The following is a 21,216-nucleotide window of genomic DNA, read 5'->3' on the forward strand; positions in this document are numbered from 1 at the left end:
AGCTGGGCCGGTCTTGCTGTAGGGTCTCCCTCGGTAGCGTGTCCGAGCGGCCGAAGGAGCTCGCCTCGAAAGCGAGTGTGGCGCAAGTCACCGAGGGTTCAAATCCCTCCGCTACCGCTTGGCGAAGGGTCCGGCTCGGTGAGCCGGACCCTTCGCGCTTCTCCCGCCGCGGTTTCCGTCCCGGTCGCTCCGGCCCCGGCCGGGGCTCGCCCGTCGGACGGTCGCGGCGAGCCAGCCGATGGTCTCGGTGGTGTGCTTGCCGTCGCTCTTGGCGGCGCCGGCGCACACCTCGTTCAGGCGGATGAGGAAGCCCGTGTCGGTGACGTCGTGGATGCGGATGCCCGGCGTCTCCGGACCGTTGCAGCCCCGCCCCACCGCAGAAGGGCCCCACCGCAGAAGGGCCCCGTCGTGAGACGGGGCCCTTCGGGTGCTTACGGACGGACCCTCAAGTGCGCGTCGCCTACGGGGGAGAACAGCGCCGCACACCCCGCAGTGGGGGTCCGTCCGGGCCCTCGGGACTCCTGCCAGATCCGCCGGGCTTGGTCCCATGATGGCCCCCGGCGGCGCCGCGTGGACCCGGCGAAAGCCCCTGAACCGCGGGCCGTTGGTCCCTAAAGACGATGTGAGCGGGACGACGCGGGGGTTACACTCGCGGCCGGCAACAGGGGGCCCTCGGGGCACAGCAGTCACAGGGGAGGCCGCGGTGGCGGTGAACTTGAAGAAGATCGCCGTCTACCTGCTCGTGGTCTTCGCGCTGTACGTGATCATCACGGACCCGGCAAAGGCGGCCGACTACGTCCAGATAGGCTTCGAGGGCATATCGGACGCAGCCAAGGCCATGGGCGACTTCATGACCTGGGCCGTCAACGGAGGTAAGTCATGATCCGCCATCTGGTCCTCTTCAAGCTCGACGAGGGCGTCGAGCGCGACGACCCGCGCGTCGTGGAGGGCTTCGAGGCCTTCCGCTCGCTGGAGGGAAAGATCCCCGAGATCCGGTTCTGGGAGCTCGGCTGGAACCTCAGCGACCGGCCCATCGCCTACGACTTCGCCATCAACTCCGGCTTCGACGACGTCGCCGCGCTGCGCCGCTACGTCGAGCACCCGGAGCACCAGGCGGGGGTCGCGCTGTGGAAGCAGTTCTCCACCTGGGTGATCGCAGACTACGAGTACTGAGCCCGGCGTCCTCCGAGCCCTCCGCCGCGACGGCGGGGGGCTCTCTCGCGTTCACCGGTCAACTCGTCCCTCAACACGGCGTTATGCGGTGCTTGCACACAGTGCACATGTCTTGTGATGCTATGACCGCTTTTGACGGATGAGTTGACCGATGTATGACCGATGAAGAGGTGGCGTTGACCGTGTCGGCCAGTACTGCGCCTCCCCAGGACGTCGACGATCCCGCTCCCGCCGCCGACCGGCGCAGCCGCGGCGCGGACACCCGGGCCCTCACCCAGGTGCTCTTCGCCGAGCTCAAGCAGCTGCGGCCGGGCACCCCCGAGCACGACCGGGTGCGCGGGGCACTCATCGAGGCCAACCTCCCGCTGGTGCGCTACGCCGCCGCCCGCTTCCGCTCCCGCAACGAGCCCATGGAGGACGTGGTCCAGGTCGGCACCATCGGGCTGATCAACGCCATCGACCGCTTCGACCCGGACCGGGGCGTGCAGTTCCCGACGTTCGCGATGCCGACGGTGGTCGGCGAGATCAAGCGGTACTTCCGCGACAACGTCCGCACCGTCCACGTACCGCGCCGCCTCCACGAGCTGTGGGTCCAGGTGAACAGCGCCACCGAGGACCTGACCACCTCCTTCGGGCGCAGCCCGACGACCGCCGAGATCGCCGAGCGGCTGCGCATCACCGAGGAGGAGGTGCTCTCCTGCATCGAGGCCGGGCGGTCGTACCACGCGACCTCCCTGGAGGCCGCCCAGGAGGGCGACGGGCTGCCGGGCCTGCTGGACCGGCTCGGCTACGAGGACCCGGCGCTGGACGGCGTGGAGCACCGCGATCTGGTCCGGCATCTGCTCGTCCAACTCCCCGAGCGGGAACAGCGAATCCTTCTTCTGCGGTACTACAGCAATCTCACCCAGTCGCAGATCAGCGCGGAACTCGGCGTGTCACAGATGCACGTCTCCCGGCTACTCGCACGTAGCTTCCAGCGGCTGCGGTCCGCGAATCGCATCGAGGCATAAGAGGCGCACGGGAGCATGACCGGAACACACCCGGAACTCCGCAGTTCGCAAGCAGGATCGACGGGTAACCGATGCGAGCGAATCGCTCACCAGCGCTCTTCCCGACAGTTTCGCACCGAAAAAGCCTCAGACCCCCTCTTTCCAGGGCCGATTCGGCTCTTACATGTCGACATGTCACTACAGCGTGTTGCCGACATGTGACATTCTTCCGGAAGCGCGTTTGCCGCGGCTTCGGCTCCGGTATTCAGGTGAAGGCTGCGTTCCTCGATGGGACGTTCGCCGCGACCGTCCCGCGACCCAGAGGGGGTGGCATGTCCGTAGACCAGGGCAGCTCGAAGGTGCTCACGCTCACGAAGAGCGAAGCGGCGCCCGTAGAGCCCGACGTGCTCGACGACGTGGTGGCTCTCGAGGCCGCGCCGGCCCCGGCCCTCCCGACCTCGGAGAGCATCGACACCCGCACCCTGTCCCGCTCCCTCTTCCTGCGGCTGGCCGCCCTCGACGAGAACAGCCCCGAGCGCGCGTACGTCCGGGACACCCTGATCGAGCTCAACCTCCCGCTGGTGCGCTACGCCGCCGCCCGCTTCCGCTCCCGCAACGAGCCGATGGAGGACATCGTCCAGGTCGGCACCATCGGCCTGATCAAGGCGATCGACCGCTTCGACTGCGAACGGGGCGTGGAGTTCCCGACCTTCGCGATGCCGACGGTCGTCGGCGAGATCAAGCGGTTCTTCCGCGACACCTCGTGGTCGGTGCGCGTGCCGCGCCGCCTGCAGGAGCTGCGGCTGGCCCTGACGAAGGCGAGCGACGAGCTCTCGCAGAAGCTGGACCGCTCGCCGACGGTCACCGAACTCGCCGGCGCGCTCGGCGTCTCGGAGGAGGACGTCGTCGACGGCCTCGCGGTCGGCAACGCCTACACCGCCTCCTCGCTGGACTCCCCGGCGCCCGAGGACGACGGCGGCGAGGGCTCCCTCGCGGACCGCCTCGGCTACGAGGACAGCGCCCTGGAGGGCGTCGAGTACCGCGAGTCCCTCAAGCCCCTGCTGGCCAAGCTGCCGCCCCGGGAGCGCCGGATCATCATGCTGCGCTTCTTCGCCAACATGACCCAGTCGCAGATCGGCGAGGAGGTGGGCATCTCCCAGATGCACGTCTCGCGACTGCTGACCCGGACCCTGTCCCAGCTCCGCGAGGGGCTCATCTCCGACTGAGGGGTTTTCTTCTGACGGAGCGTCAGCCACACTGGCGCGATGCTTCGCGGGTCTTCTCGGACTACGACGACATGGACACCCGGCCGTCGGCGCGCCCTGATCGGCGCGTCGGCGGCCGTCGTCTGCCTGGGCGGCGTCCTGGGCGCCTGCGCCGGTGACGACGGGGGCGGCGGATACGTGGCGACCGGGGCGGCGGGCGGACCGCCGCCGGTCTCGGGCGCGGCCGCGGCGCCGACGGACGGGGTGCGGCTGGTTCCGCTCGACGACAGCGCCGGGAGCGGCGGGAACGGCGGGGGCGGGGGCGACAGCGGGGACACCGGCGCCTCGGGTGACGGGGGTGACCGGCGGGCGGCGGGTGCGGACGGCTCACCGGATCGCGGGACTGCGCCGGACCCCGGCGGTACTCCTCGGTCCACGCCGACGACGGCGTCCGGCACGCACGGCGGCACCGGCGGGCCGGGCGACGGCACCGCGTCCGGCGGCGGAACGGCCGGTCCGGGCTCTCCGGGCTCTCCGGGCTCTCCGGCGCCGACTCCCGGTCAGCCGACGCCGGCCGGACCCGCCGTACTGAGCTGGAGCGAGCCGGAGCGGGAGGCGACGGACCGGCGGTGGTGCGAGAAGGTGACCGTCGCCTTCGACAACTCCGGCGGTACCGCGGTGCGTTCGGGCACCGTCACGTTCGGCACCCATGTCGTCGGCGCGCTCGGCGTCGACTGGGGGACCGTCGAGTCGACGGTGGGGCTTCCGGTGCCGATCGGGGCCGGGACGCGGACGGAGCGGACCTGGACGGTGTGCGTCGACTGGTGGCGGGTGCCGCTCGGCATGCACATCGAGACGCGGGACGTCTCCGTCCGGTGGGAGTAGCCCGGCCGTCGGGGCACTCTTGAACGCCGCCCGGCCGGCCGGAAAGCGGCCCGTCCGGTCCACTCGAACGTGGTCCGGTCCACTCGAACGTGGTCCGGTCTGCTTGAACGCGCGGTCCGTTCTACTTGAACGCCAGCCAGGCCACCGCGGCGACGACCGCGACGGCGACCACGATGCCGACGATCAGGCCGACGCGCGGGCCGGACGACGCGGCCGCCTGCTGCCGGGCCGGCGGCGCCTCGTCGACGAAGGCGCGGAACATCTGGGTGCTGCCTGCGGGGTCGTGGTTGCCCTGGGGGCCCTGGGGGTTAGCCATAGCCCGGAACACTAGCGAATACCGGGTGGGGACCCAAGTGCGGGGCGTCCCACCACCACGGACGCCCCCACCTGCACGTTTACGTCCGCAATACTTGCCTTTGCCAAGTTTTTGGCCCGCACCCGCCCGATTTTGTTTGCCTTCAGCAACCAACAACTCCTATGGTTGCCCCAAGCAACGAATGCGGGAGGTGTCATGGCCGAGCGGGCGCAGTACGAGGAACTGATCCGCCAGTTCAGCGCCTTCGGCGCCGTGAAGCGGGAGCTGGGGCGCATCCTGCCGCACGACTGCCCCAGTGGCTCCGCGGCCGTCCTGACGCTCCTCGGACGCCACGGCGACATGCGCATGAGCAAGCTCGCCGAGCTGCTCTCGGTGGACATGTCGGTCACCAGCCGCCACGCCGCGCACCTCGCCGACCGGGGCTGGATCGACCGCTCCCCCGACCCGTCGGACAAGCGGTCCCGGATCCTGCACCTCACAGCCGCGGGCCGCGCCCAGCTGGAGGCGCTGTCCGAGCGCACCGCCGAACTGCTCGCCGACCGCCTGAGCGACTGGAGCGACGACGAGGTCGCACAGCTCACCCGGCTCATGGCGCGGCTCAGGTCGAGCTTCGACGACTGCCGCACCGCAGCGCCCCGGCACGCGCCGCCCGCACTCGCACCGACCACCCGTACACCCGCAAGCACGTAAGAGAAGGAAGCCCATGGCAACGACCACACCAGCCGGTGTGCGGGCCCACGCCAAGCACGGGGGAGGCTCCTCCGACGGCGCTCCGATGACGCACCGGCAGATCATGGAGGCGCTCTCCGGGCTGCTGCTCGGGATGTTCGTGGCGATCCTGTCGTCGACGATCGTCTCCAACGCCCTTCCGGAGATCGTCGGCGACCTCGGCGGCGGCCAGTCCGCCTACACCTGGGTCGTCACCGCCAGCCTGCTGGCGATGACGGCGACCACTCCCCTGTGGGGCAAGCTCGCCGACCTGTTCAGCAAGAAGGTCCTCGTCCAGGCAGCCCTGGTCGTCTACGTCCTGGGATCGGCCGCCGCGGGTCTGTCGCAGAGCTCGGGGATGCTGATCGCCTGCCGCGTCGTGCAGGGCATCGGCGTCGGCGGTCTGTCGGCCCTGGCGCAGATCGTCATGGCCGCCATGATCTCCCCGCGGGAACGCGGCCGTTACTCCGGCTACCTGGGCGCGACCTTCGCCGTCGCCACCGTCGGCGGCCCGCTGCTCGGCGGTGTCATCACCGACACCTCCTGGCTGGGCTGGCGCTGGTGCTTCTACGTCGGCGTGCCCTTCGCCGTCATCGCGCTGATCGTGCTGCAGAAGACCCTGCACCTGCCCGTCGTCAAGCGGGACGTGAAGGTCGACTGGGCCGGCGCGTTCTTCGTCTCCGCCGCGGTCTCGCTGCTGCTGCTGTGGGTCACCTTCGCCGGTGACAAGTACGACTGGCTGTCGTGGCAGACGTACACGATGATCGCCGGATCGGTCGTGCTGGGGCTGATCTTCCTGCTCGTCGAGTCGAGGGCCGCCGAGCCGATCATCCCGCTGCGGCTGTTCCGCAACCGCACCATCACCCTGTCGTCGCTCGCCTCGCTGTTCGTGGGTGTGGCGATGTTCTCCGGGACGGTCTTCTTCGCCCAGTACTTCCAGCTGGCGCGGGACGAGTCCCCGACCATGTCCGGCGTCCTGACGATCCCGATGATCGGCGGCCTGTTCGTCTCCTCCACCGTCTCCGGGCAGTTCATCACCCGCACCGGCAAGTGGAAGGCGTGGCTGGTCAGCGGGGGCGTGCTGGTCACGGCGGGGCTGGGTCTGCTGGGCACCATCCGCTACGACACGCAGTACTGGAAGACCGCCGTCTTCATGGCCCTGCTGGGTCTCGGCATCGGCATGATGATGCAGAACCTGGTGCTGTGCACGCAGAACCAGGTCGACCCGCACGACCTCGGCGCGGCCAGCTCCACGGTCACGTTCTTCCGGTCCCTCGGCGGTGCGATGGGCGTCTCGGCGCTCGGCGCCGTCATGGCCAACCGCATCACCGACTACGCCCGGGACGGCATCGCCGGCCTCGGCCCGAAGTACGCCGCGCTGGCGTCCGGCTCGAGCTCCTCCAGCCAGATCCCGGACATGGACAAGCTGCCGGCGCCGCTGCGCACCGTCATGGAGAGCTCCTACGGCCACGGCATCGCGGACGTGTTCCTGATCGCGTCGGGACTGGCGCTGGTCGCCTTCCTGATCACGCTGTTCATCAAGGAGGTCCCGCTGCGGACCAAGGGCGGGCTGGCGCAGGCCGCCGAGAACGAGACACCCGCCGGGGCTCCCGCCGTCGAGACCGCGTCCGCCGCCGGGTCCGGGGGCACCGCCGCCGTGGCCGCGTCCGCCGTCCAGGCCGAGGCCGCTGCCGCCGCCGAAGCCGGGTTCGCCGCCATCGAAGCCGGGGCTCCCGCCGTCGAGACGGCCGCGGGCCGGGCGGTGTCCGGCACGGAGCCGGCGCCCGAGGGCGGGCGGCCGCTCGCGGCCGTCGCCACGGCGGCCCGCCCCGAGGAGACCTCCGGCGTCCCGGGCCCCTCCGACGGCATACCGGTGCGCGGGTTCGTGCGCGGCGCCGAGGGCGTGCCCGTGCCGCAGGCCGCCGTCACGCTGATCTCGCTGACCGGACGGCAGCTGGGCCGGTCGGTCGCACAGGCCGACGGCTCCTACACGCTGGACGCGCCGGGCGCGGGCTCCTACGTCCTGATCGCCGCCGCCGACGGCTTCCAGCCGCAGGCGTCCACGGTCGTGGTGACCGGCGAGCCGGTCTCCTACGACGTCCTGCTCAGCGGGACCAGCGGGCTGAACGGTCTCGTGCGGGCCGCGCGGACCGGTGAGCCGGTGAAGGACGCGATGGTCGTCGTCACCGACGTGCGCGGAGACCTGCTGGCCACCGGGACGACCGGGGAGCAGGGCGAGTTCGGCTTCACGGAGCTGGTGCCGGGTGCCGTGACCGTCGCCGTCAACGCCTCCGGGTACCGGCCGCGGGCGCTGCCCGTCGAGGTGGGCGGCACCGGCGTCACCCGGATCGAGGTCGGCCTCGACGCGGGCGCCCAGGTCCAGGGCGTCGTACGGGCCCCGCACGGGCCGCTGGCCGACGCCCGCGTGACGCTGGTCGACGCGGCGGGCAACGTGGTCGGCACTGCCACCACCGGGCCGGACGGCGCGTACGCCTTCGCCGACCTGGACGGCGGCGAGTACACGGTGATCGCGGCGGGCTACCCTCCGGTGGCCACGGCGCTCACCGTCAGCGGCCGCGGAGTCGACGACCACGACATCGAACTGGCCCATCCGGGGGAGTAGTTCGGAACCGGCCCCGGCCCGTGGCGGTGGCGCACTGTGAGCGGCGGTGCGCCCGCCACGGGCCGGCCTCTTTCACGACCACGTGCTGTTGCAGGGAGAAAACGGGATGGGACTGACCGCGAGGATCCGCACGCGGGACGGATGGGCCGTGTCGCACGCGATCGTCACGGTGACCGACATGACCGGTGCGCAGGTGCTGCGGGCCGAGGCGGACGCCGAGGGAAACGTACGGGACACGACCGGGCTCGCTCCCGGGCCGTACACCGTCGTCGTCACGGCCGTCGGGTACGCGCCCGCCGCCGCGACCGCGATCGTCACCGCGAGCCGGCGGGCCGAGGTCGGCACGGTGACCCTGGACCGGCAGGGCGGCACCGAGCTGCCGGCGCCCGGGCCGTGGACCATCGACCCGGCGCACTCGGCGGTCACCGCCGTCGCCCGGCACCTGGGGATCTCCAGTGTCCGCGGCCGGTTCACCGAGTTCGCCGGACGCGTCGAGATCGCCCCGGACGAGGCGGAGAAGTCCAGCGTCGAGGCCGTCATCCGGGCCGCGTCCATCGACACCGGCAACGGCATGCGCGACGGCCACCTGCGCTCGCCCGACTTCCTGGACGTCGAGAAGTACCCGGAGATCGTCTACCGTTCCACGGGTCTGACGGCGGCCGGGCCGGACCGCTGGACAGTGCACGGCGAGCTGACGCTGCACGGCGTCGTACGGCCCGTCGACCTCGACCTCGCCTACCTCGGCACCGGCGCCGACCCGTGGGGCGGCACCCGCGCCGCGTTCCGCGCGACGACGGAGCTGCGGCGCGAGGACTTCGCCATGCACTACAACCAGGTCGTGCAGGCGGGCATCGCCGCGATCGGCACGACGCTGAAGGTGGAACTGGACGTCCAGGCGGTACAGGGCGAGTCACTGCCCCAGCCGTGACCCACCCGGACCGCGGGCGGCTGACCGCCCGGGGTGGACGGTCAGCCGCCCGGGGTGGACGGTCAGCCGCCCGCGGTCCGGGTGACGAGTTCGGCGCACAGGTCGCGCAGCTTCATGTTCGCGTTCTGCGAGACGCGGCGCAGGCGCTCCATGGCCGTGGCGGCGTTGATGCGCTCCTGCGCCATGAGGATGCCGATCGCCTGGTCGATGACGCTGCGGGAGAGCAGGGCGGTGCGGACGTCGGCGACGGAGTCCGCCTCGCGTTCCACGCGCAGCGCGAGGCTGACGGCGTCCGCGGCCTGCGCGGCGAAGGCGCGGGCCGCCCGTCTGCCGGTGCCCAGGACACCCGGCTCGACGCCGTAGAAGTTGAGGGCCGCGCCCCGTTCGCCCTGCACGACGAGCGGCAGGGCCAGGACGCAGCGGACGCCGACGGAACGGGCGTAGGCCGTGTAGCGCGGCCAGCGGGTCTCGGCGGCGAGGTCGGGCGCGTACTGCTCGAGGCCGGTGTCGGCGGCCTCGACGCAGGGGCCCGAGCCGTTCTCGTACTGGCGCTGGTCGAGACCGTTGACCAGGTCGCTGCTGCCCGCCAGGGTCAGCAGGCGGTCGCCCCTGCGCACGGTGACACTGCACGCGGCGGCACCGGGCACCGCCCGGACCGCTCGGTCGGTCAGGTCCCGCAGCAGCGTGTCGAGTCCGCCGCTGCGCGCGATCGCCATCTCCAACGTGTCGGAGCCGGATGTGCCGGGCGTGTCAGGACTCATGAGAGTACTGATAACCTGGAAGGCCGCGGACAAGCACGGACCGGACCGTGGCGGACGTCGCACCGCCGCCCGCGCGCCCGCGCGCCCGCGCCCTCACGACGCCCGCGCACACGCCCTCACGCACGCCCTCACGCAGGCCGGTTGCTCGCGTCGACGATGCGCCGGGCCAGGTCGCGCAGCTTGACGTTCTCCCGCTGTGAGGCCCGCACCAGGCTGTCGAACGCCTCGGCCGCGTCCATGTTCATGCGCTCCATGAGGATGCCGGTGGCCTGGCCGATCAGGTCGCGGGTGCGCATCGCCTCGGTGAGCTGCTCACGCACCGTCGTGGAGTCCAGGGCCTGGCTGACGTGCGCGGTGAACAGGCGGCCGATGCGGGTGGCGGCCTCGTCGAAGGCCCGGGGCCGGCGCGCGTACGCGGTCAGCACGGTCAGCCGCCGCCGGTCGGTGCGCAGCCGCAGCGCGAGCGCGGAGCGCAGGCCCAGGTCCGCCAGGCCGCCGCCGCCCTCCTCGGTCTCACTGTCGTCCAGGCGGACGACGGGCCGGTGCCAGAGCCCGTCCCAGTACGGCTGCTGCCGGTCCCCGTCCGCGCCCGACGCCTCCGCGGCGCGGACGATCTCGTCGGTCCAGGCGACCGTGCGCGGGTGGCTGTCGCCGTCGAGCACCGAGACGCCGGCGTGCTCGGCGCCGGGCAGCAGGTGCACGGCCAGGCGGGCCGCGGTGCGCATGGCGCTGTTGGGGGTGACGGTGTCGTGCAGTTGCTGTGCCGCCACCGTCAGGGCCTCGGCCAGCTCGAAATCCGCTGAAAAAGGGGGCAAATCAGGAAATTCAGACGCAGTCACCACGAACCTCTTCGGCATGCACGGCCGACAAGCCGCGCGCAGGAGAGCTCCGCAGCACATTCCTGACTGCGAGCACAGTACGGACAGCACTTTATCCGTTCTCCCGCACGCCGATCACGTCCTCCCGGCCGTCGGTACGGCTGCCCTTTTCAAGCCTCCATGGGGCATGGTGGAATGACGGCAGGTCGGGAAGTGGCCTCCCCCGGATTCCGGACGTCCGTCTGCCGTCTGCCAGGTGAGTGCGATGACCTTCCTGCTGACCCTCTGCCGGGTCGATGACCTGCCCGGATGCACACTGATCACTCTTCCCGACGAGATCGACCTCGCCAACGGCGCGCTGCTGCTCGACGCCGTGGCCGCCGCCGTGACCTCCCGCCTCGACCGGATGGACCTGCTGGTGCTGGACCTGACCGGCACCGGCTTCATGGACTCCCAGGGCGCCCGACTCGTCGGGGACGTCCACCGCTTCCTGGCCGGCCGCGTCCCGCTGCGGGTCGTGGCGGCGCCGGGCGGCCTGCCCAGCCGGGTCCTGGAGCTGACCGGCATACGCCGGGACGTGCCCGTCTTCGGCAACCTGGCGGAGGCGCTGCCGGGCTGAGCGGCGCGGCGAGAAGCCGCGCGACACGTCCCGGGCCGGCGGGCGGGACGTCCTAGGCTGGCGCCATGGCACCGAACATCGCGACCAACACCCGCGTCTCCCTGGACGAGCTGCTGGACTTCGTACGGCCCCGCCATCGCGCGATCCTGCTGACCCGGCGTGCCGACGGCAGCCCGCAGGGCTCCCCGCTGACCTGCGGCGTCGACGACTCGGGCCGGATCGTCGTCTCCACCTACCCCGAGCGCGCCAAGACGCGCAACGCCAAGCGGGACCCGCACGTCAGCCTGATCGTGCTGAGCGACGACTGGAACGGGCCCTGGGTCCAGATCGACGGCACCGCCGAGGTGATCGACAGCCCCGACTCCGTCGAGCCGCTGGTGGAGTACTACCGCAACATCGCCGGCGAGCACCCGGACTGGGACGAGTACCGGGCGGCCATGCTGAAGCAGGGCAAGTCGATCATCCGGGTCACGCCCGAGAAGTGGGGTCCGGTGGCCACCGGCGGCTTCCCGGCCCGGCTGGCGTCCCAGGAGTAGCGCGGCCGGCGGCCGGGAGCAGCACGGCGGGCGGCCAAGAGCAGCACGGCCGGCGGCCAGGAGCGGGAGGCCCGGCGGCGGCCAGGAGCGGGAAGCCCGGCGCCCGGGAGCGAGCGGTCAGCCCCGGGCGGCCATCGCCTCGATGCCCGCCACCAGCAGCTCCAGGGCGAAGGCGAAGTCCCTCTCCCGCATGTCCTGCACCGTGTCGCCGCCGCGGGCCGCCATCAACTCGGCGGACTCCTGGACGACCTCGGCGGCTTCCGGGGCCCGGGTCGCCGCGCTCATCGCGTACCGGAAGTACTCGTCCTGGGTCATGCCCGCGGCGGCGCAGCGGGCGATGAAGTGGCCCTCGACCGTGCCGTAGCCGTACACGAACTGGAAGACGGCGGAGATGGCGCCGGTCAGACCGTGCACGGGCAGGCCGGTCCTGCGGACGACCTGCTGGACGGCGCGGGAGAACGACAGCGAGTTCGGGCCGATGTTGAGGAACGTGCCGGCCAGCGGGGAGAGCCAGGGGTGGCGCACCAGCAGGGTGCGGTACTCCCGGGCCAGCGTCCGCAGCTGGTCGCGCCAGTCCTCGTCGGCGTCGGGGCCGGCGTCCGGGTCGGGCAGGGCCAGTTCGCCGAAGGCCGCGTCGAGGGCGAGTTCGAGCAGGTCGTCCTTGGTGTCGACGTACCAGTAGACGGACATCGCGGTGACGTTCAGCTCGGCGGCCAGGCGGCGCATGGAGAATCCGGCCAGCCCCTCGCCGTCCAGCAGCCGGACCGTCGCCTCGGTGATCCGCTCCCGGTCCAGCCCCGACGGCTGTCCGCTGCCGCGCCCTCCCCGGCGGGCCTTGCCCTCCAGCCAGACGCTGGTCCGCCCGGCCCGCTCGGCTGCCCTCACCATGGCGCACCTTCCTCGACGTCGTTCGCCGGTCAGGATGCCAGGTGCCGGCATCCGCCCGCCCGGCTGCGGGCGGCCACCACCCCGAGTCTGCCCGCTCCGCCCCGCACGCCAACGCGGCGCGGGCCGCAGGACGTTTCCCGCGCTGGACGACAGAACGGAGCAGGGCGGTGGCCGTGGCCACCGCCCTGCTCCGTCCGACGGACCGTCAGTCGCTCGCCTTCTGCGTGAGGTCGTAGAAGGTGGCCGAACCGGCCGTGACCTTCTTGAAGTTGGCCTCCACCCAGGAGGTGATCTGGGAGGACGTGCCGCTGTTGCCGCCCATGCCGCCGCCCATGCCGCCGCTCGCGATGAAGTAGTGGATCTTCCCCTCCGCCACGTACTTCTTGAACTGGGCCAGCGTCGGGGAGGGGTCGGTGCCGTTGAAGCCGCCGATCGCCATCACCGGTTCGCCGGTGGAGAGCTGGTAGCTCGCCGCGTTCTGCGAGCCGATGGCCGCGGCGGCCCAGGTGTACTTGTCCGCGTCGGTCTCCAGCAGCTTCTTGGCCTCGGAGCTGACGCTCGCGCCGTTCAGCAGGCCGCCGACGCCACCGCCGCCCATGCCGCCGCCCTCGCCCATCTGGCCGCCGGGCATGCCACCCTGCTGGTTCTGGCCCTGGCCCTGGGTGCTGCCGTTGCCGTTCTGCTGGCCCTGCTGGCCGGGTGTGCCGCCCGGGAAGCCGCCGGTGCCGCCGGGGAAGCCGTTGCCCTGCTGCCCCTGCGTGCTGCCGTTGCCGTTCTGCTGGCTCTGGCCCTGCCGGCCCGGCATGCCGCCGCCGAAGCCGCCCCGCATGCCGCCACCGCCGCCGGGGCCGCCGCCCATCGTGCTCGCGCCCGCCGGGCCGGCCGTCACGATGGAGCCGGTGTGTCCGCTGTCTACGGTGCTCAGGGTGTACGCGGTCGGGCCGGCCAGCGCGGCCACCAGGCCCAGGGCCGCCGCCGCGAGGGCGAGCCGCCGGGTGATGCGGCCCGCGAAGATCAGGCCGAGGGCGGCGGTCAGGCCGCCGATCAGGACCAGCCACTTCAGCCAGGGCAGGTAGTCCGGGGTGCGGTTGAGCAGGACGTAGCCCCAGGCGGCGCTCGCCACGACCGAGGCCGCGAGGGTGAGCGACGCCCGTGTCTCGCTCCGCCGCTCCCACAGCAGCGCCGAGCCCATGCCGACCACGGCCGCCAGGTAGGGGGCGAGGGCCACCGTGTAGTACTGGTGGAAGATGCCCGCCATGTAGCTGAAGACGACCATGGTCGTCAGCAGCGAGCCGCCCCAGACCAGGAACGCGGCGCGGGTCGCGGAGGTACGCGGCAGCTTGCGGGTGGCCACCAGACCGGCGGCCAGCAGGATCAGCGCGGCCGGCAGCAGCCAGGAGATCTGGCCGCCGACCTCGGAGTTGAACATCCGGTTCCAGCCGGTCTCGCCCCACATGCCGGTGCCGCCCCCGCCGCCCCCACCGCCGACGCTGCCGGTCTCGTCGCCGCTCAGGCGGCCGAGGCCGTTGTAGCCGAAGGTCAGCTCCAGGAAGGAGTTGTTCTGCGATCCGCCGATATAGGGGCGGGAGGAGGCCGGCCACAGCTCGACGATCGCGACCCACCAGCCGCCGGAGACGACCAGCGCGAGCGTCGCCGCGGCCAGCTGCCCGAACCGCTTCTTCAGCGGCACCGGCGCGCACACCGCGTACACGATCGCCAGCGGCGGCAGGATCAGGAAGGCCTGCAGGGTCTTGGCGAGGAACGCGAAGCCGATCGCGACCCCGGCCCACAGCAGCCACCTCGTCCGGCCGTCCTCGACCGCGCGGACGACGTAGTAGCAGGCCAGCGCCATCAGCAGCGCCAGCATCGCGTCCGGGTTGTTGAACCGGAACATCAGCGCCGCGACGGGGGTGAGCGCGAGTACCGCGCCGGCGATCAGTCCGGCCGCGGGGGTGGACCGGCGGCGCACGGCCGCGTACACGACGGCGACCGTCGCGACGCCCATCAGGACCTCGGGGACCAGGATCGCCCACGAGTTCAGCCCGAAGATCCGCACCGACAGCTCCATCGGCCACAGCGAGGCCGGGGGCTTGTCGACGGTGATGGCGTTGCCCGCGTCCAGCGAGCCGAAGAAGAACGCCTTCCAGCTCTTGCTGCCGGCCTGGACGGCCGCGGAGTAGAAGGAGTTGGCGTAGCCGGAGGCGCTGAGGTTGTAGAGGTAGAGCAGGCCGGTGGCCAGCAGCAGGCCGAGGAGGGCCGGGCGGGCCCAGCGGGGGTCCTCGGGCCGGCCCCGCCACAGTCCGCGCCCGAGCGGCTGCTTCGGTTCGCCCGCCGCGGGGGCGGGCGGGAGCGGCGGCGGCGCCACGGGCTCGTGCGGGGCCGGGGTGAGCGTGTCCGTCGTCGGCACGCTCACCGGCGGCCCGCCGGCTGTCCGGGTGCTGGTCGTCGGTGCGCTCGTCGTCGGTGCGCTCGTAGTCGGTGCGCTCGTCGTCGGTGCGCTCGTAGTCGGTGGTCCCCAGGCTGAGGGACCCGGTCCGCCCTCGTGGCTGGTCCGGTCGTAGTCGGTGGTCATCGGAAGTCCCTCGGGTCGGTGTCGGTGGGGCGCGCCGGCTGCAGCTGCGCGGTGGCGTCCCCCCAGGTGCGGGTGCGGTTGCGGTCCGCGGCTTCACCGGCGTGGAACGGGACCGTGGTCTGCTGCCAGTACGGGTGCGCGTGCGGGTGCTGGGGCTGCGCTTGCTGTGCGTGGGCCGGCGCGGACGGGGTGTGCGAGGCCACCACGGCCGAGTGCAGCTCCTCCTGGCGGTCGGGGAACACCCACGCCCGGAACAGCAGGAAGCGCAGCACCGTCGCCGCGAGGTTGGCGGCGATCAGGACGGCCAGTTCGGTGGAGTGGGCCGGGTCGGACGTCGCCGCGTTGAGGGCGGCGAGCGAACCGCTGGTCAGCGCGAGGCCGATGCCGAAGACGACCAGGCCCTGAGCCTGGTGCCGGACGGCGCCGCCGCGCCCGCGCACCCCGAAGGTCAGGCGGCGGTTGGCCGCGGTGTTGGCGACCGCCGAGACCAGCAGGGCGAGCGCGTTGGCCGCCTGGGAGCCGGAGAACATGCGGAAGCCGCTGTAGAGCAGCAGGTAGAACAGCGTCGACAGCCCGCCGACCACGCAGAACCCGACGAGCTGGCGGGCCAGCCCCTTGGGTACGTCCTTCAGGTCGCGGTCGCGCGGATCGTCGCCGAAGGGACGGGCGAGCCGGTCCAGCGGCAGCGAACCGGTGGCCAGGGCCCTGCCCACGCGCCACACCCCCTTGAGGTCGTCGGTCGCCGTCTTCACGATGTGCACCGTCGAGTCCGGGTCGTCGACCCAGTCGACCGGCACCTCGTGGATGCGCAGGCCCGCGCGCTCGGCGAGGACCAGCATCTCGGTGTCGAAGAACCAGCCGGTGTCCTCCACCAGCGGCAGCAGCACCTGGGCGACATCACGGCGTATCGCCTTGAAGCCGCACTGCGCGTCCGAGAACCGGGCCTGCAGCGAGCCGCGCAGGATGAGGTTGTAGACCCGGCTGATGAACTCCCGCTTGGGACCCCGTACGACGCGGGAGGAGCGGGCCAGCCGGGAACCGATCGCCAGGTCGGAGTGGCCCGAGATCAGTGGTGCCACCAGCGGCAGCAGCGCGTTGAGGTCGGTCGACAGGTCCACGTCCATGTAGGCGAGGACCGGGGCGTCCGAGGCGGACCAGACGGTCCGCAGCGCGCGGCCGCGGCCCTTCTGCTCCAGCCGGCAGGACCGGACCTCGGGGATGTCCGCCTCCAGCCGCCGGGCCACCAGGGGGGTGGTGTCCGTCGAGGCGTTGTCCGCGATCGTGATGCGGAACGCGTACGGGAAGGTGCGCCTGAGGTGCTCGTGCAGTCTCAGCACGCACGGCTGGAGGTCCTTCTCCTCGTTGTAGACGGGGATCACTACGTCCAGGACAGGCGTACCGGCGTCGCCGGCCGGGAGGTGCTCCCGCGCCGGCAGGGTGCCGGGAGAAGAGTCGGTTCGCATGACATCGACTCTGGTCAAGCGCCCTGTCGCACCCATGTGGTGGCGCTGTGCTGTGCCTGTGAGTGCGATTGCCAGTTCGTTTCGGGGGCCGGGTGGGGCGCCTGCGGGGCCAGGGCCGGCAGATGGACGGTGAACACCGTGCGTCCGGGCACGCTGTCCACGGTCACGGCGCCGCCGTGCGCGGTCGCCACGGCCTGCACGATCGCGAGCCCCAGCCCTGTCGAGCCGGTCGAGCGGGAGCGCGCCGAGTCGCCGCGGGCGAACCGTTCGAAGACGTGCGGCAGCAGCTCCGGCGGGATGCCCTGGCCGTTGTCCTCGACGTCCACGCACATCCACGGTCCGCGCCGCTGCACGCGCGCGGTGACGGTCGTACCGGGCGGGGTGTGCTTGCGGGCGTTGCCGAGCAGATTGACCAGCACCTGCTGGACGCGTGCCGCGTCGGCCGACACCAGGGCCGGCTCGTCGGGCAGGTCGAGGCGCCAGTTGTGGTCCATGCCGGCCGCCCGGGAGTCGCTCACGGTGTCGACGACGAGGGGGATGAGGTCAGTCTGCTCAAACTGCAGCGGACGGCCCGCGTCCAGCCGGGCGAGCAGCAGCAGGTCCTCCACGAGCAGCGTCATCCGGCCCGCCTCGGACTCGATGCGGCCGAGGGCGTGCCGGGTGTCGGGCCCGACCTGTTCACGGCCGCGCCGGGTCAGCTCGGCGTAGCCGCGGATGGAGGCGAGGGGCGTACGCAGTTCATGGCTGGCGTCGGCGACGAACTGCCGTACCCGCATCTCGCTCTGCTGGCGGGCGTGCAGGGCGCCGTGGACGTGGTCCAGCATCCGGTTGAGCGCGGCGCCGACCTGGCCGACCTCGGTGTGCGGGTCGGTCTCGGACTCCGGGACGCGCTCGCTGAGGTTGACCTCGCCGGTGTGCAGGGGGAGTTCGGAGACGCGGGTGGCGGTGGCGGCGACCCGGCGCAGCGGGCGGGTGGCGACGCCGACCAGCACGTAACCGGCGATGACGGCCGCGCCGAGACCGGCGGCGGTGACGCTGACCTCGACGAGGATCAGGGTGTTGACGGTGCTGTCGACCTCGGTGGTCGGGAGGGCGACGTAGTACGAGTCGCTGCCGTTCGTGACGTACCGGACGCGGTAGTCCCCGAGGCCCGGGATCGACACGGAGTGCTCGGTGTTGTCCTTCGCCACGGAGGCGAGGGCCGCCTTCTGCGCCGTGCTGAGGCTGCCCGCCTTCATGTCCTTGAACACGCCGTTGCTGTCGCTCGTCTGCTCCGCGACGGCCGCACTGACGATCTTGCCGCTCTGCACGTAGGCGGCGATCGTCCCGAGCTGCGTCGGGGGTTGCTTGACGAACTTGGTCGCCTTCTCGCTCGCCGGGATGTCGTCGTCCCGTGCGCCGGGCTGGCCCGCGATCCCGGAGGAACCGCTGTTCGAGCCGCCGACCTGACCGCCGGGCGGCAGCTTGCCGTCCATGCGACCGCCGACCGCGCGCATGGCGACGTCCCCCACCTTGGTGTCGAGCTGCTCGTACAGATGGGAATTCAGCGCCAGCGTCGTCACCGCGCCGATCACCGCGCACACCACGGCGATCAGCACCACGGAAGCGACGACGAGCCGCGCCCGCAGGGTGCGCGGCTGTCCCGCTCGACGCTTCTGCGGACGCGTTCGTCGTCGTCCGCTCATGACACGGCGGGCTTGATCAGGTACCCGGCACCCCGACGGGTGTGGATCATGGGCTCGCGTCCGGCGTCGATCTTCCGGCGCAGGTAGGAGATGTACAGCTCCACCACGTTGGCCTGGCCGCCGAAGTCGTACGACCACACGCGGTCGAGGATCTGCGCCTTGCTGAGCACGCGCCGCGGGTTGCGCATCAGGAAGCGCAGCAGTTCGAACTCGGTGGCGGTGAGGTGGATGTTCTGGCCGGCCCGTGAGACCTCGTGGCTGTCCTCGTCGAGGGTGAGGTCGCCGACGACCAGGACCGATTCGGAGCGGCGGTCGGCGGCGCCGGAACGGCGGATCAGTCCGCGCAGCCGGGCGACGACCTCCTCGAGGCTGAAGGGCTTGGTCACGTAGTCGTCGCCGCCGGCGGTGAGACCGGCGATACGGTCCTCGACCGCGTCCTTGGCGGTGAGGAACAGGACCGGCACGTCGGGCAGCTCGCGGCGCAGCCGCCCCAGGACGGTCAGCCCGTCCATGTCGGGGAGCATCATGTCGAGGACGACGGCGTCGGGACGGAACTCCCGCGCGGTCTGGACGGCTCCCGTGCCGTCACCGGCGCTGCGTATCTGCCAGCCCTCGTAGCGAAGGGCCATGGACAGCAGTTCGGTGATCGACAGTTCGTCGTCCACCACCAGGACTCGGACGGGGCTCCCGTCCGGCCTCAGCAGTTCGGTGCGCCCCTGGGGCGAGGTCGTGGTCATGGTGAACACACTGTCCGGACCCTCTGAGAGCGCCCTTTCGGCAACCTGTGATTTTGCTAAGAAACGCACAGGCGCCTCTCAGGCGGCGCTTGGGCAATCCCTTGCCGCTTCCCTGGTGGGAAGTGACGTGAGGTCACAGCCCGAACAGCCGGGCCCCGTTGTCGTGGCACACGGCGCGCAGCCACGGGTCCCCGAGCCCCAGCTCCTCCAGGGCCCGCAGCTGCTCGAGGTAGGGGTAGGGGATGTTGGGGAAGTCGCTGCCGAGCAGGATGCGGTCCCCGAGGCCGGCCAGCCTGGGCAGCGCGCGCTTCGGGAACGGGGCCAGCCGCTCGCTGAAGCCGGTGAACGCCATGGTGGTGTCCAGCCGCACCTCGTCGTACCGCTCGGCCAGGGCGAGGAAGTCCTCGTACTCCGGCATGCCCATGTGCGCGACGACGAGCCGCAGCCGGGGGTGGCGGGCCAGCACGCGGGCGACGGGTCCGGGACCGGTGTGCTTGCCCGGCGCGGGACCGGAACCGCAGTGGATCACCACCGGCGTACCGGCCTCGGCCAGCAGCCCCCAGGCCGGGTCGAGCAGTTCGTCGGCCGGGTCGTACGCCCCCACCTGCACGTGCGCCTTGAAGACCCGCGCGCCCGCCTCGACCGCGTCCCGCACGTACGCCTCGACCCCGGGCTCGGGGAAGAGCGTCGAGGTGTGCAGGCAGTCCGGGGTGCGGCGGGCGAAGTCCACGGCCCAGCCGTTGAGCCACTCGGCCATGCCGGCCTTGTGCGGATAGAGCATGGCCGTGAACGCGCGCACGCCGAACTCCCGGATGACGGCGACCCGTTCGGCCTCCTCCGCCCGGTAGGTGATGGGCCACTCGACACCGCCGGTCAGCGGGCCGAGCGAGTCGAAGTACCTCCAGACCTTGCGCAGGACGCGCTCCGGCATGAAGTGCGTGTGGACGTCGACGAGCCCCGGCACCCCGAGCCGCTCCCAGAACCGCCGCACTTCGGCGGCCTCGCCCGCCCCGGGCGGGGTGGGGGCGGTAGGCGCAGTGGGGGCGGGCTCGGTGCGGGCAGGCTCGGTGTGCTCGGTGGTGGCGGGCGTACGGGTGTGGGTGCCCGGCTGCACTGCTCTCCGTCCGCCCGGCCGCCCGGACAGGGCTCGGTGATCGCTCATGCCCTCACCATCACCCGCACCCGCAGGCCGGAACAACCCGTCCCGCAGACCCCTCCCGCAGACCCGTCCTGCATGTCAGAACAACCCGTCCTGGACCCCCGCGTCCTCTCTGAACTCCCGCACCGGAACGGTGAACCCGTCTCCGCCCGGGGCGGGAACGAGGTCCCAGCCGGTCATCAGCCGGGTGTCGAGCACGACGATCCCGCGCCCGGTCGCGAGATGCAGGTCGGGCCCGGCCGCCGCCAGCAACTCGCCGGCCACCGACCCGCCCGCGACCAGTTCGCCGACCTGCCCGGCGGCGGGCGGCAGCCCCGCGATCCCGAACGCCTCCACGTGGTCGACCACCCGGCACGGCTCACACGCCAGCGACTCCGGCCAGCCGGCCAGCCCCACCGCCCGCGCGTGCAGCGCCGCCACCTCGGCCGCCCGCTCCGCCGCCGACGCGGGCAACCGGGGCCGCACCGCCCGCTTCTCGCCGTACGGGATCCGGTCCGGCACCTGAAGCGCGGCCCGCAGCAGTTCCTCGGTGCGCCGGGCGGCCATCAGGGGTCCGGCGCCGAGCCAGCTGAAGCAGACCGCCCCCTGTTCGAGCAGCCGGGCCGAGCCCCGCTCCACCGCGGTGATCCCGACCTTGACCATGCCGGGCCCGAACCACGCCAGGTATACGCGGTACGGCCGCGGGTCGTCCGCGATCGTGTCGGCGGCGACGGAGTGCGCCCGGTCCAGCCGCGCGCACTCCTCGCACCGCGCCCCCGTGCTCCGCCCCGGCACACCCGCCCGCACCGGACACGGATGCCCCCTGGCTCCCACGCATGTCCGCCCACCCCCGTCCGCGACCGCGAAGGCCACGCGTTTCCCCCGCACCAGCGCGCTGCCCCGCCCGCCCTCCCAAGCCAGCACGGGACGACCTGCCGTCCAGCGCAGCCCCGCGCACTTCCATGCCTGTGCCATCTCTCACGAGCGTAGAGGGAGCCACTGACAATCGGTCCCCGCGCGGGCCGCCCCCGGCCGCCCCCGGCCGCAGACTCAGCCGCCGGTCTCCGCAGCGGCAGCGGACGCCGGCCCCGCGGGACCGGTGACCCTGACCTCCGTCTCCGCCGTGGCCGCACGGCGTCCCCGCGCCCCGCGCCCCGCCAGCCGACACCCCG

The 21,216-nt window shown here is 72.3% G+C and carries 21 protein-coding genes and 1 tRNA gene; 11 read left to right on the top strand and 11 right to left on the bottom strand.

From position 1 onward, the window contains the following. The first annotated feature begins 32 nt into the window (after positions 1-32). Positions 33-117 (top strand) — tRNA-Ser (locus AB0G63_RS08655). Here AB0G63_RS08655 and AB0G63_RS08660 read toward each other — a convergent pair. Further along, positions 112-375, bottom strand: a complete 264-nt coding sequence (locus AB0G63_RS08660) for a hypothetical protein (RefSeq protein ID WP_360746355.1) — start codon at positions 373-375, stop codon at positions 112-114. The genes AB0G63_RS08655 and AB0G63_RS08660 overlap by 6 nt on opposite strands. A gap of 328 nt (positions 376-703) precedes the next feature. Here AB0G63_RS08660 and AB0G63_RS08665 point away from each other — a divergent pair, with 328 nt between their 5' ends. The 5 genes from AB0G63_RS08665 to AB0G63_RS08685 all read left to right on the top strand — a co-directional run bounded on the left by AB0G63_RS08665 (position 704) and on the right by AB0G63_RS08685 (position 4,252). Continuing rightward, positions 704-883, top strand: coding sequence for a hypothetical protein (locus tag AB0G63_RS08665; protein WP_360746358.1), 180 nt, complete (start codon positions 704-706; stop codon positions 881-883). Then, on the top strand, positions 880-1,173 hold the full coding sequence (locus tag AB0G63_RS08670; protein WP_360746361.1) for a Dabb family protein: 294 nt from the start codon (positions 880-882) through the stop codon (positions 1,171-1,173). The genes AB0G63_RS08665 and AB0G63_RS08670 overlap by 4 nt, the downstream gene beginning before the upstream one ends. A gap of 155 nt (positions 1,174-1,328) precedes the next feature. Continuing rightward, positions 1,329-2,183, top strand: a complete 855-nt coding sequence (locus AB0G63_RS08675; RefSeq protein WP_360746364.1) for an RNA polymerase sigma factor SigF — start codon at positions 1,329-1,331, stop codon at positions 2,181-2,183. Positions 2,184-2,494: 311 nt separating this feature from the next. Beyond that, a complete protein-coding gene (locus AB0G63_RS08680; RefSeq protein WP_360746367.1) occupies positions 2,495-3,388 on the top strand; it encodes an RNA polymerase sigma factor SigF in 894 nt (297 codons plus the stop codon). Positions 3,389-3,427: 39 nt separating this feature from the next. Beyond that, positions 3,428-4,252, top strand: coding sequence for a hypothetical protein (locus tag AB0G63_RS08685; protein ID WP_360746369.1), 825 nt, complete (start codon positions 3,428-3,430; stop codon positions 4,250-4,252). A 121-nt stretch (positions 4,253-4,373) separates the two neighbouring features. On the opposite strand, the gene AB0G63_RS08690 is transcribed toward AB0G63_RS08685, so the two are convergent. Next, positions 4,374-4,568 carry a hypothetical protein gene (locus tag AB0G63_RS08690; RefSeq protein ID WP_351887720.1) on the bottom strand — a complete coding sequence of 65 codons (195 nt, stop codon included), beginning with the start codon at positions 4,566-4,568 and terminating at the stop codon, positions 4,374-4,376. Between the two features lie 195 nt (positions 4,569-4,763). Here AB0G63_RS08690 and AB0G63_RS08695 point away from each other — a divergent pair, with 195 nt between their 5' ends. The 3 genes from AB0G63_RS08695 to AB0G63_RS08705 all read left to right on the top strand — a co-directional run bounded on the left by AB0G63_RS08695 (position 4,764) and on the right by AB0G63_RS08705 (position 8,827). Continuing rightward, positions 4,764-5,258, top strand: a complete 495-nt coding sequence (locus AB0G63_RS08695) for a MarR family transcriptional regulator (RefSeq protein ID WP_360746373.1) — start codon at positions 4,764-4,766, stop codon at positions 5,256-5,258. 13 nt (positions 5,259-5,271) lie between these two features. After that, a complete protein-coding gene (locus AB0G63_RS08700; RefSeq protein ID WP_360746376.1) occupies positions 5,272-7,899 on the top strand; it encodes an MFS transporter in 2,628 nt (875 codons plus the stop codon). 106 nt (positions 7,900-8,005) lie between these two features. Further along, positions 8,006-8,827, top strand: coding sequence for a YceI family protein (locus AB0G63_RS08705; RefSeq protein ID WP_360746379.1), 822 nt, complete (start codon positions 8,006-8,008; stop codon positions 8,825-8,827). A gap of 62 nt (positions 8,828-8,889) precedes the next feature. On the opposite strand, the gene AB0G63_RS08710 is transcribed toward AB0G63_RS08705, so the two are convergent. After that, positions 8,890-9,588, bottom strand: coding sequence for a GAF and ANTAR domain-containing protein (locus tag AB0G63_RS08710; protein ID WP_360746381.1), 699 nt, complete (start codon positions 9,586-9,588; stop codon positions 8,890-8,892). Between the two features lie 128 nt (positions 9,589-9,716). Then, entirely contained in the window at positions 9,717-10,445 is a 729-nt protein-coding gene (locus tag AB0G63_RS08715) for an ANTAR domain-containing protein (protein WP_360746385.1), read from the bottom strand. Between the two features lie 226 nt (positions 10,446-10,671). Here AB0G63_RS08715 and AB0G63_RS08720 point away from each other — a divergent pair, with 226 nt between their 5' ends. Both AB0G63_RS08720 and AB0G63_RS08725 read left to right on the top strand, forming a co-directional pair. Further along, the gene (locus AB0G63_RS08720; RefSeq protein WP_360746388.1) at positions 10,672-11,025 is read left to right on the top strand and encodes an STAS domain-containing protein; all 354 of its coding nucleotides are present in this window, start codon (positions 10,672-10,674) and stop codon (positions 11,023-11,025) included. A 65-nt stretch (positions 11,026-11,090) separates the two neighbouring features. Continuing rightward, positions 11,091-11,561 (top strand): PPOX class F420-dependent oxidoreductase, encoded by a 471-nt coding sequence (locus tag AB0G63_RS08725; RefSeq protein WP_360746391.1) that lies wholly within the window; start codon positions 11,091-11,093, stop codon positions 11,559-11,561. 117 nt (positions 11,562-11,678) lie between these two features. Here the strand turns inward: AB0G63_RS08725 and AB0G63_RS08730 are convergent, their stop codons facing one another. The 7 genes from AB0G63_RS08730 to AB0G63_RS08760 form a co-directional block, all read right to left on the bottom strand. After that, the gene (locus AB0G63_RS08730) at positions 11,679-12,449 is read right to left on the bottom strand and encodes a TetR/AcrR family transcriptional regulator (protein WP_360746394.1); all 771 of its coding nucleotides are present in this window, start codon (positions 12,447-12,449) and stop codon (positions 11,679-11,681) included. A 205-nt stretch (positions 12,450-12,654) separates the two neighbouring features. Continuing rightward, positions 12,655-15,021 (bottom strand): glycosyltransferase family 39 protein, encoded by a 2,367-nt coding sequence (locus AB0G63_RS08735; RefSeq protein WP_360746397.1) that lies wholly within the window; start codon positions 15,019-15,021, stop codon positions 12,655-12,657. Beyond that, complete coding sequence (locus tag AB0G63_RS08740; RefSeq protein WP_360746400.1) at positions 15,018-16,484, bottom strand: bifunctional glycosyltransferase family 2/GtrA family protein; 1,467 nt, start codon at positions 16,482-16,484, stop codon at positions 15,018-15,020. The genes AB0G63_RS08735 and AB0G63_RS08740 overlap by 4 nt, the downstream gene beginning before the upstream one ends. A gap of 14 nt (positions 16,485-16,498) precedes the next feature. Continuing rightward, positions 16,499-18,169 (bottom strand): HAMP domain-containing sensor histidine kinase, encoded by a 1,671-nt coding sequence (locus AB0G63_RS08745; RefSeq protein ID WP_360746403.1) that lies wholly within the window; start codon positions 18,167-18,169, stop codon positions 16,499-16,501. Further along, positions 18,166-18,906 carry a response regulator transcription factor gene (locus AB0G63_RS08750; RefSeq protein WP_360746406.1) on the bottom strand — a complete coding sequence of 247 codons (741 nt, stop codon included), beginning with the start codon at positions 18,904-18,906 and terminating at the stop codon, positions 18,166-18,168. The genes AB0G63_RS08745 and AB0G63_RS08750 overlap by 4 nt, the downstream gene beginning before the upstream one ends. A 133-nt stretch (positions 18,907-19,039) precedes the next feature. Beyond that, entirely contained in the window at positions 19,040-20,068 is a 1,029-nt protein-coding gene (locus tag AB0G63_RS08755; RefSeq protein ID WP_360746409.1) for an amidohydrolase family protein, read from the bottom strand. Positions 20,069-20,143: 75 nt separating this feature from the next. Next, complete coding sequence (locus AB0G63_RS08760) at positions 20,144-21,019, bottom strand: DUF2797 domain-containing protein (protein WP_360746412.1); 876 nt, start codon at positions 21,017-21,019, stop codon at positions 20,144-20,146. Positions 21,020-21,216: the final 197 nt, after the last annotated feature.

The sequence above is a fragment of the Streptomyces sp. NPDC020996 genome (assembly GCF_040641355.1).
Lineage (GTDB): Bacteria > Actinomycetota > Actinomycetes > Streptomycetales > Streptomycetaceae > Streptomyces.

Excerpts from the sequence above, each read along its gene's own strand:
- AB0G63_RS08700 (WP_360746376.1), top strand. The coding sequence starts at position 5,272 with ATGGCAACGACCACACCAGCCGGTGTGCGGGCCCACGCCAAGCACGGG.
- AB0G63_RS08725 (WP_360746391.1), top strand. The coding sequence starts at position 11,091 with ATGGCACCGAACATCGCGACCAACACCCGCGTCTCCCTGGACGAGCTG.
- AB0G63_RS08685 (WP_360746369.1), top strand. The coding sequence starts at position 3,428 with ATGCTTCGCGGGTCTTCTCGGACTACGACGACATGGACACCCGGCCGT.
- AB0G63_RS08760 (WP_360746412.1), bottom strand. The coding sequence starts at position 21,019 with ATGGCACAGGCATGGAAGTGCGCGGGGCTGCGCTGGACGGCAGGTCGT.
- AB0G63_RS08695 (WP_360746373.1), top strand. The coding sequence starts at position 4,764 with ATGGCCGAGCGGGCGCAGTACGAGGAACTGATCCGCCAGTTCAGCGCC.
- AB0G63_RS08745 (WP_360746403.1), bottom strand. The coding sequence starts at position 18,169 with ATGAGCGGACGACGACGAACGCGTCCGCAGAAGCGTCGAGCGGGACAG.
- AB0G63_RS08680 (WP_360746367.1), top strand. The coding sequence starts at position 2,495 with ATGTCCGTAGACCAGGGCAGCTCGAAGGTGCTCACGCTCACGAAGAGC.
- AB0G63_RS08730 (WP_360746394.1), bottom strand. The coding sequence starts at position 12,449 with ATGGTGAGGGCAGCCGAGCGGGCCGGGCGGACCAGCGTCTGGCTGGAG.
- AB0G63_RS08740 (WP_360746400.1), bottom strand. The coding sequence starts at position 16,484 with ATGCGAACCGACTCTTCTCCCGGCACCCTGCCGGCGCGGGAGCACCTC.
- AB0G63_RS08690 (WP_351887720.1), bottom strand. The coding sequence starts at position 4,568 with ATGGCTAACCCCCAGGGCCCCCAGGGCAACCACGACCCCGCAGGCAGC.
- AB0G63_RS08705 (WP_360746379.1), top strand. The coding sequence starts at position 8,006 with ATGGGACTGACCGCGAGGATCCGCACGCGGGACGGATGGGCCGTGTCG.
- AB0G63_RS08720 (WP_360746388.1), top strand. The coding sequence starts at position 10,672 with ATGACCTTCCTGCTGACCCTCTGCCGGGTCGATGACCTGCCCGGATGC.
- AB0G63_RS08735 (WP_360746397.1), bottom strand. The coding sequence starts at position 15,021 with ATGACCACCGACTACGACCGGACCAGCCACGAGGGCGGACCGGGTCCC.
- AB0G63_RS08750 (WP_360746406.1), bottom strand. The coding sequence starts at position 18,906 with ATGACCACGACCTCGCCCCAGGGGCGCACCGAACTGCTGAGGCCGGAC.
- AB0G63_RS08675 (WP_360746364.1), top strand. The coding sequence starts at position 1,329 with ATGACCGATGAAGAGGTGGCGTTGACCGTGTCGGCCAGTACTGCGCCT.
- AB0G63_RS08755 (WP_360746409.1), bottom strand. The coding sequence starts at position 20,068 with ATGAGCGATCACCGAGCCCTGTCCGGGCGGCCGGGCGGACGGAGAGCA.
- AB0G63_RS08670 (WP_360746361.1), top strand. The coding sequence starts at position 880 with ATGATCCGCCATCTGGTCCTCTTCAAGCTCGACGAGGGCGTCGAGCGC.
- AB0G63_RS08715 (WP_360746385.1), bottom strand. The coding sequence starts at position 10,445 with ATGCCGAAGAGGTTCGTGGTGACTGCGTCTGAATTTCCTGATTTGCCC.
- AB0G63_RS08710 (WP_360746381.1), bottom strand. The coding sequence starts at position 9,588 with ATGAGTCCTGACACGCCCGGCACATCCGGCTCCGACACGTTGGAGATG.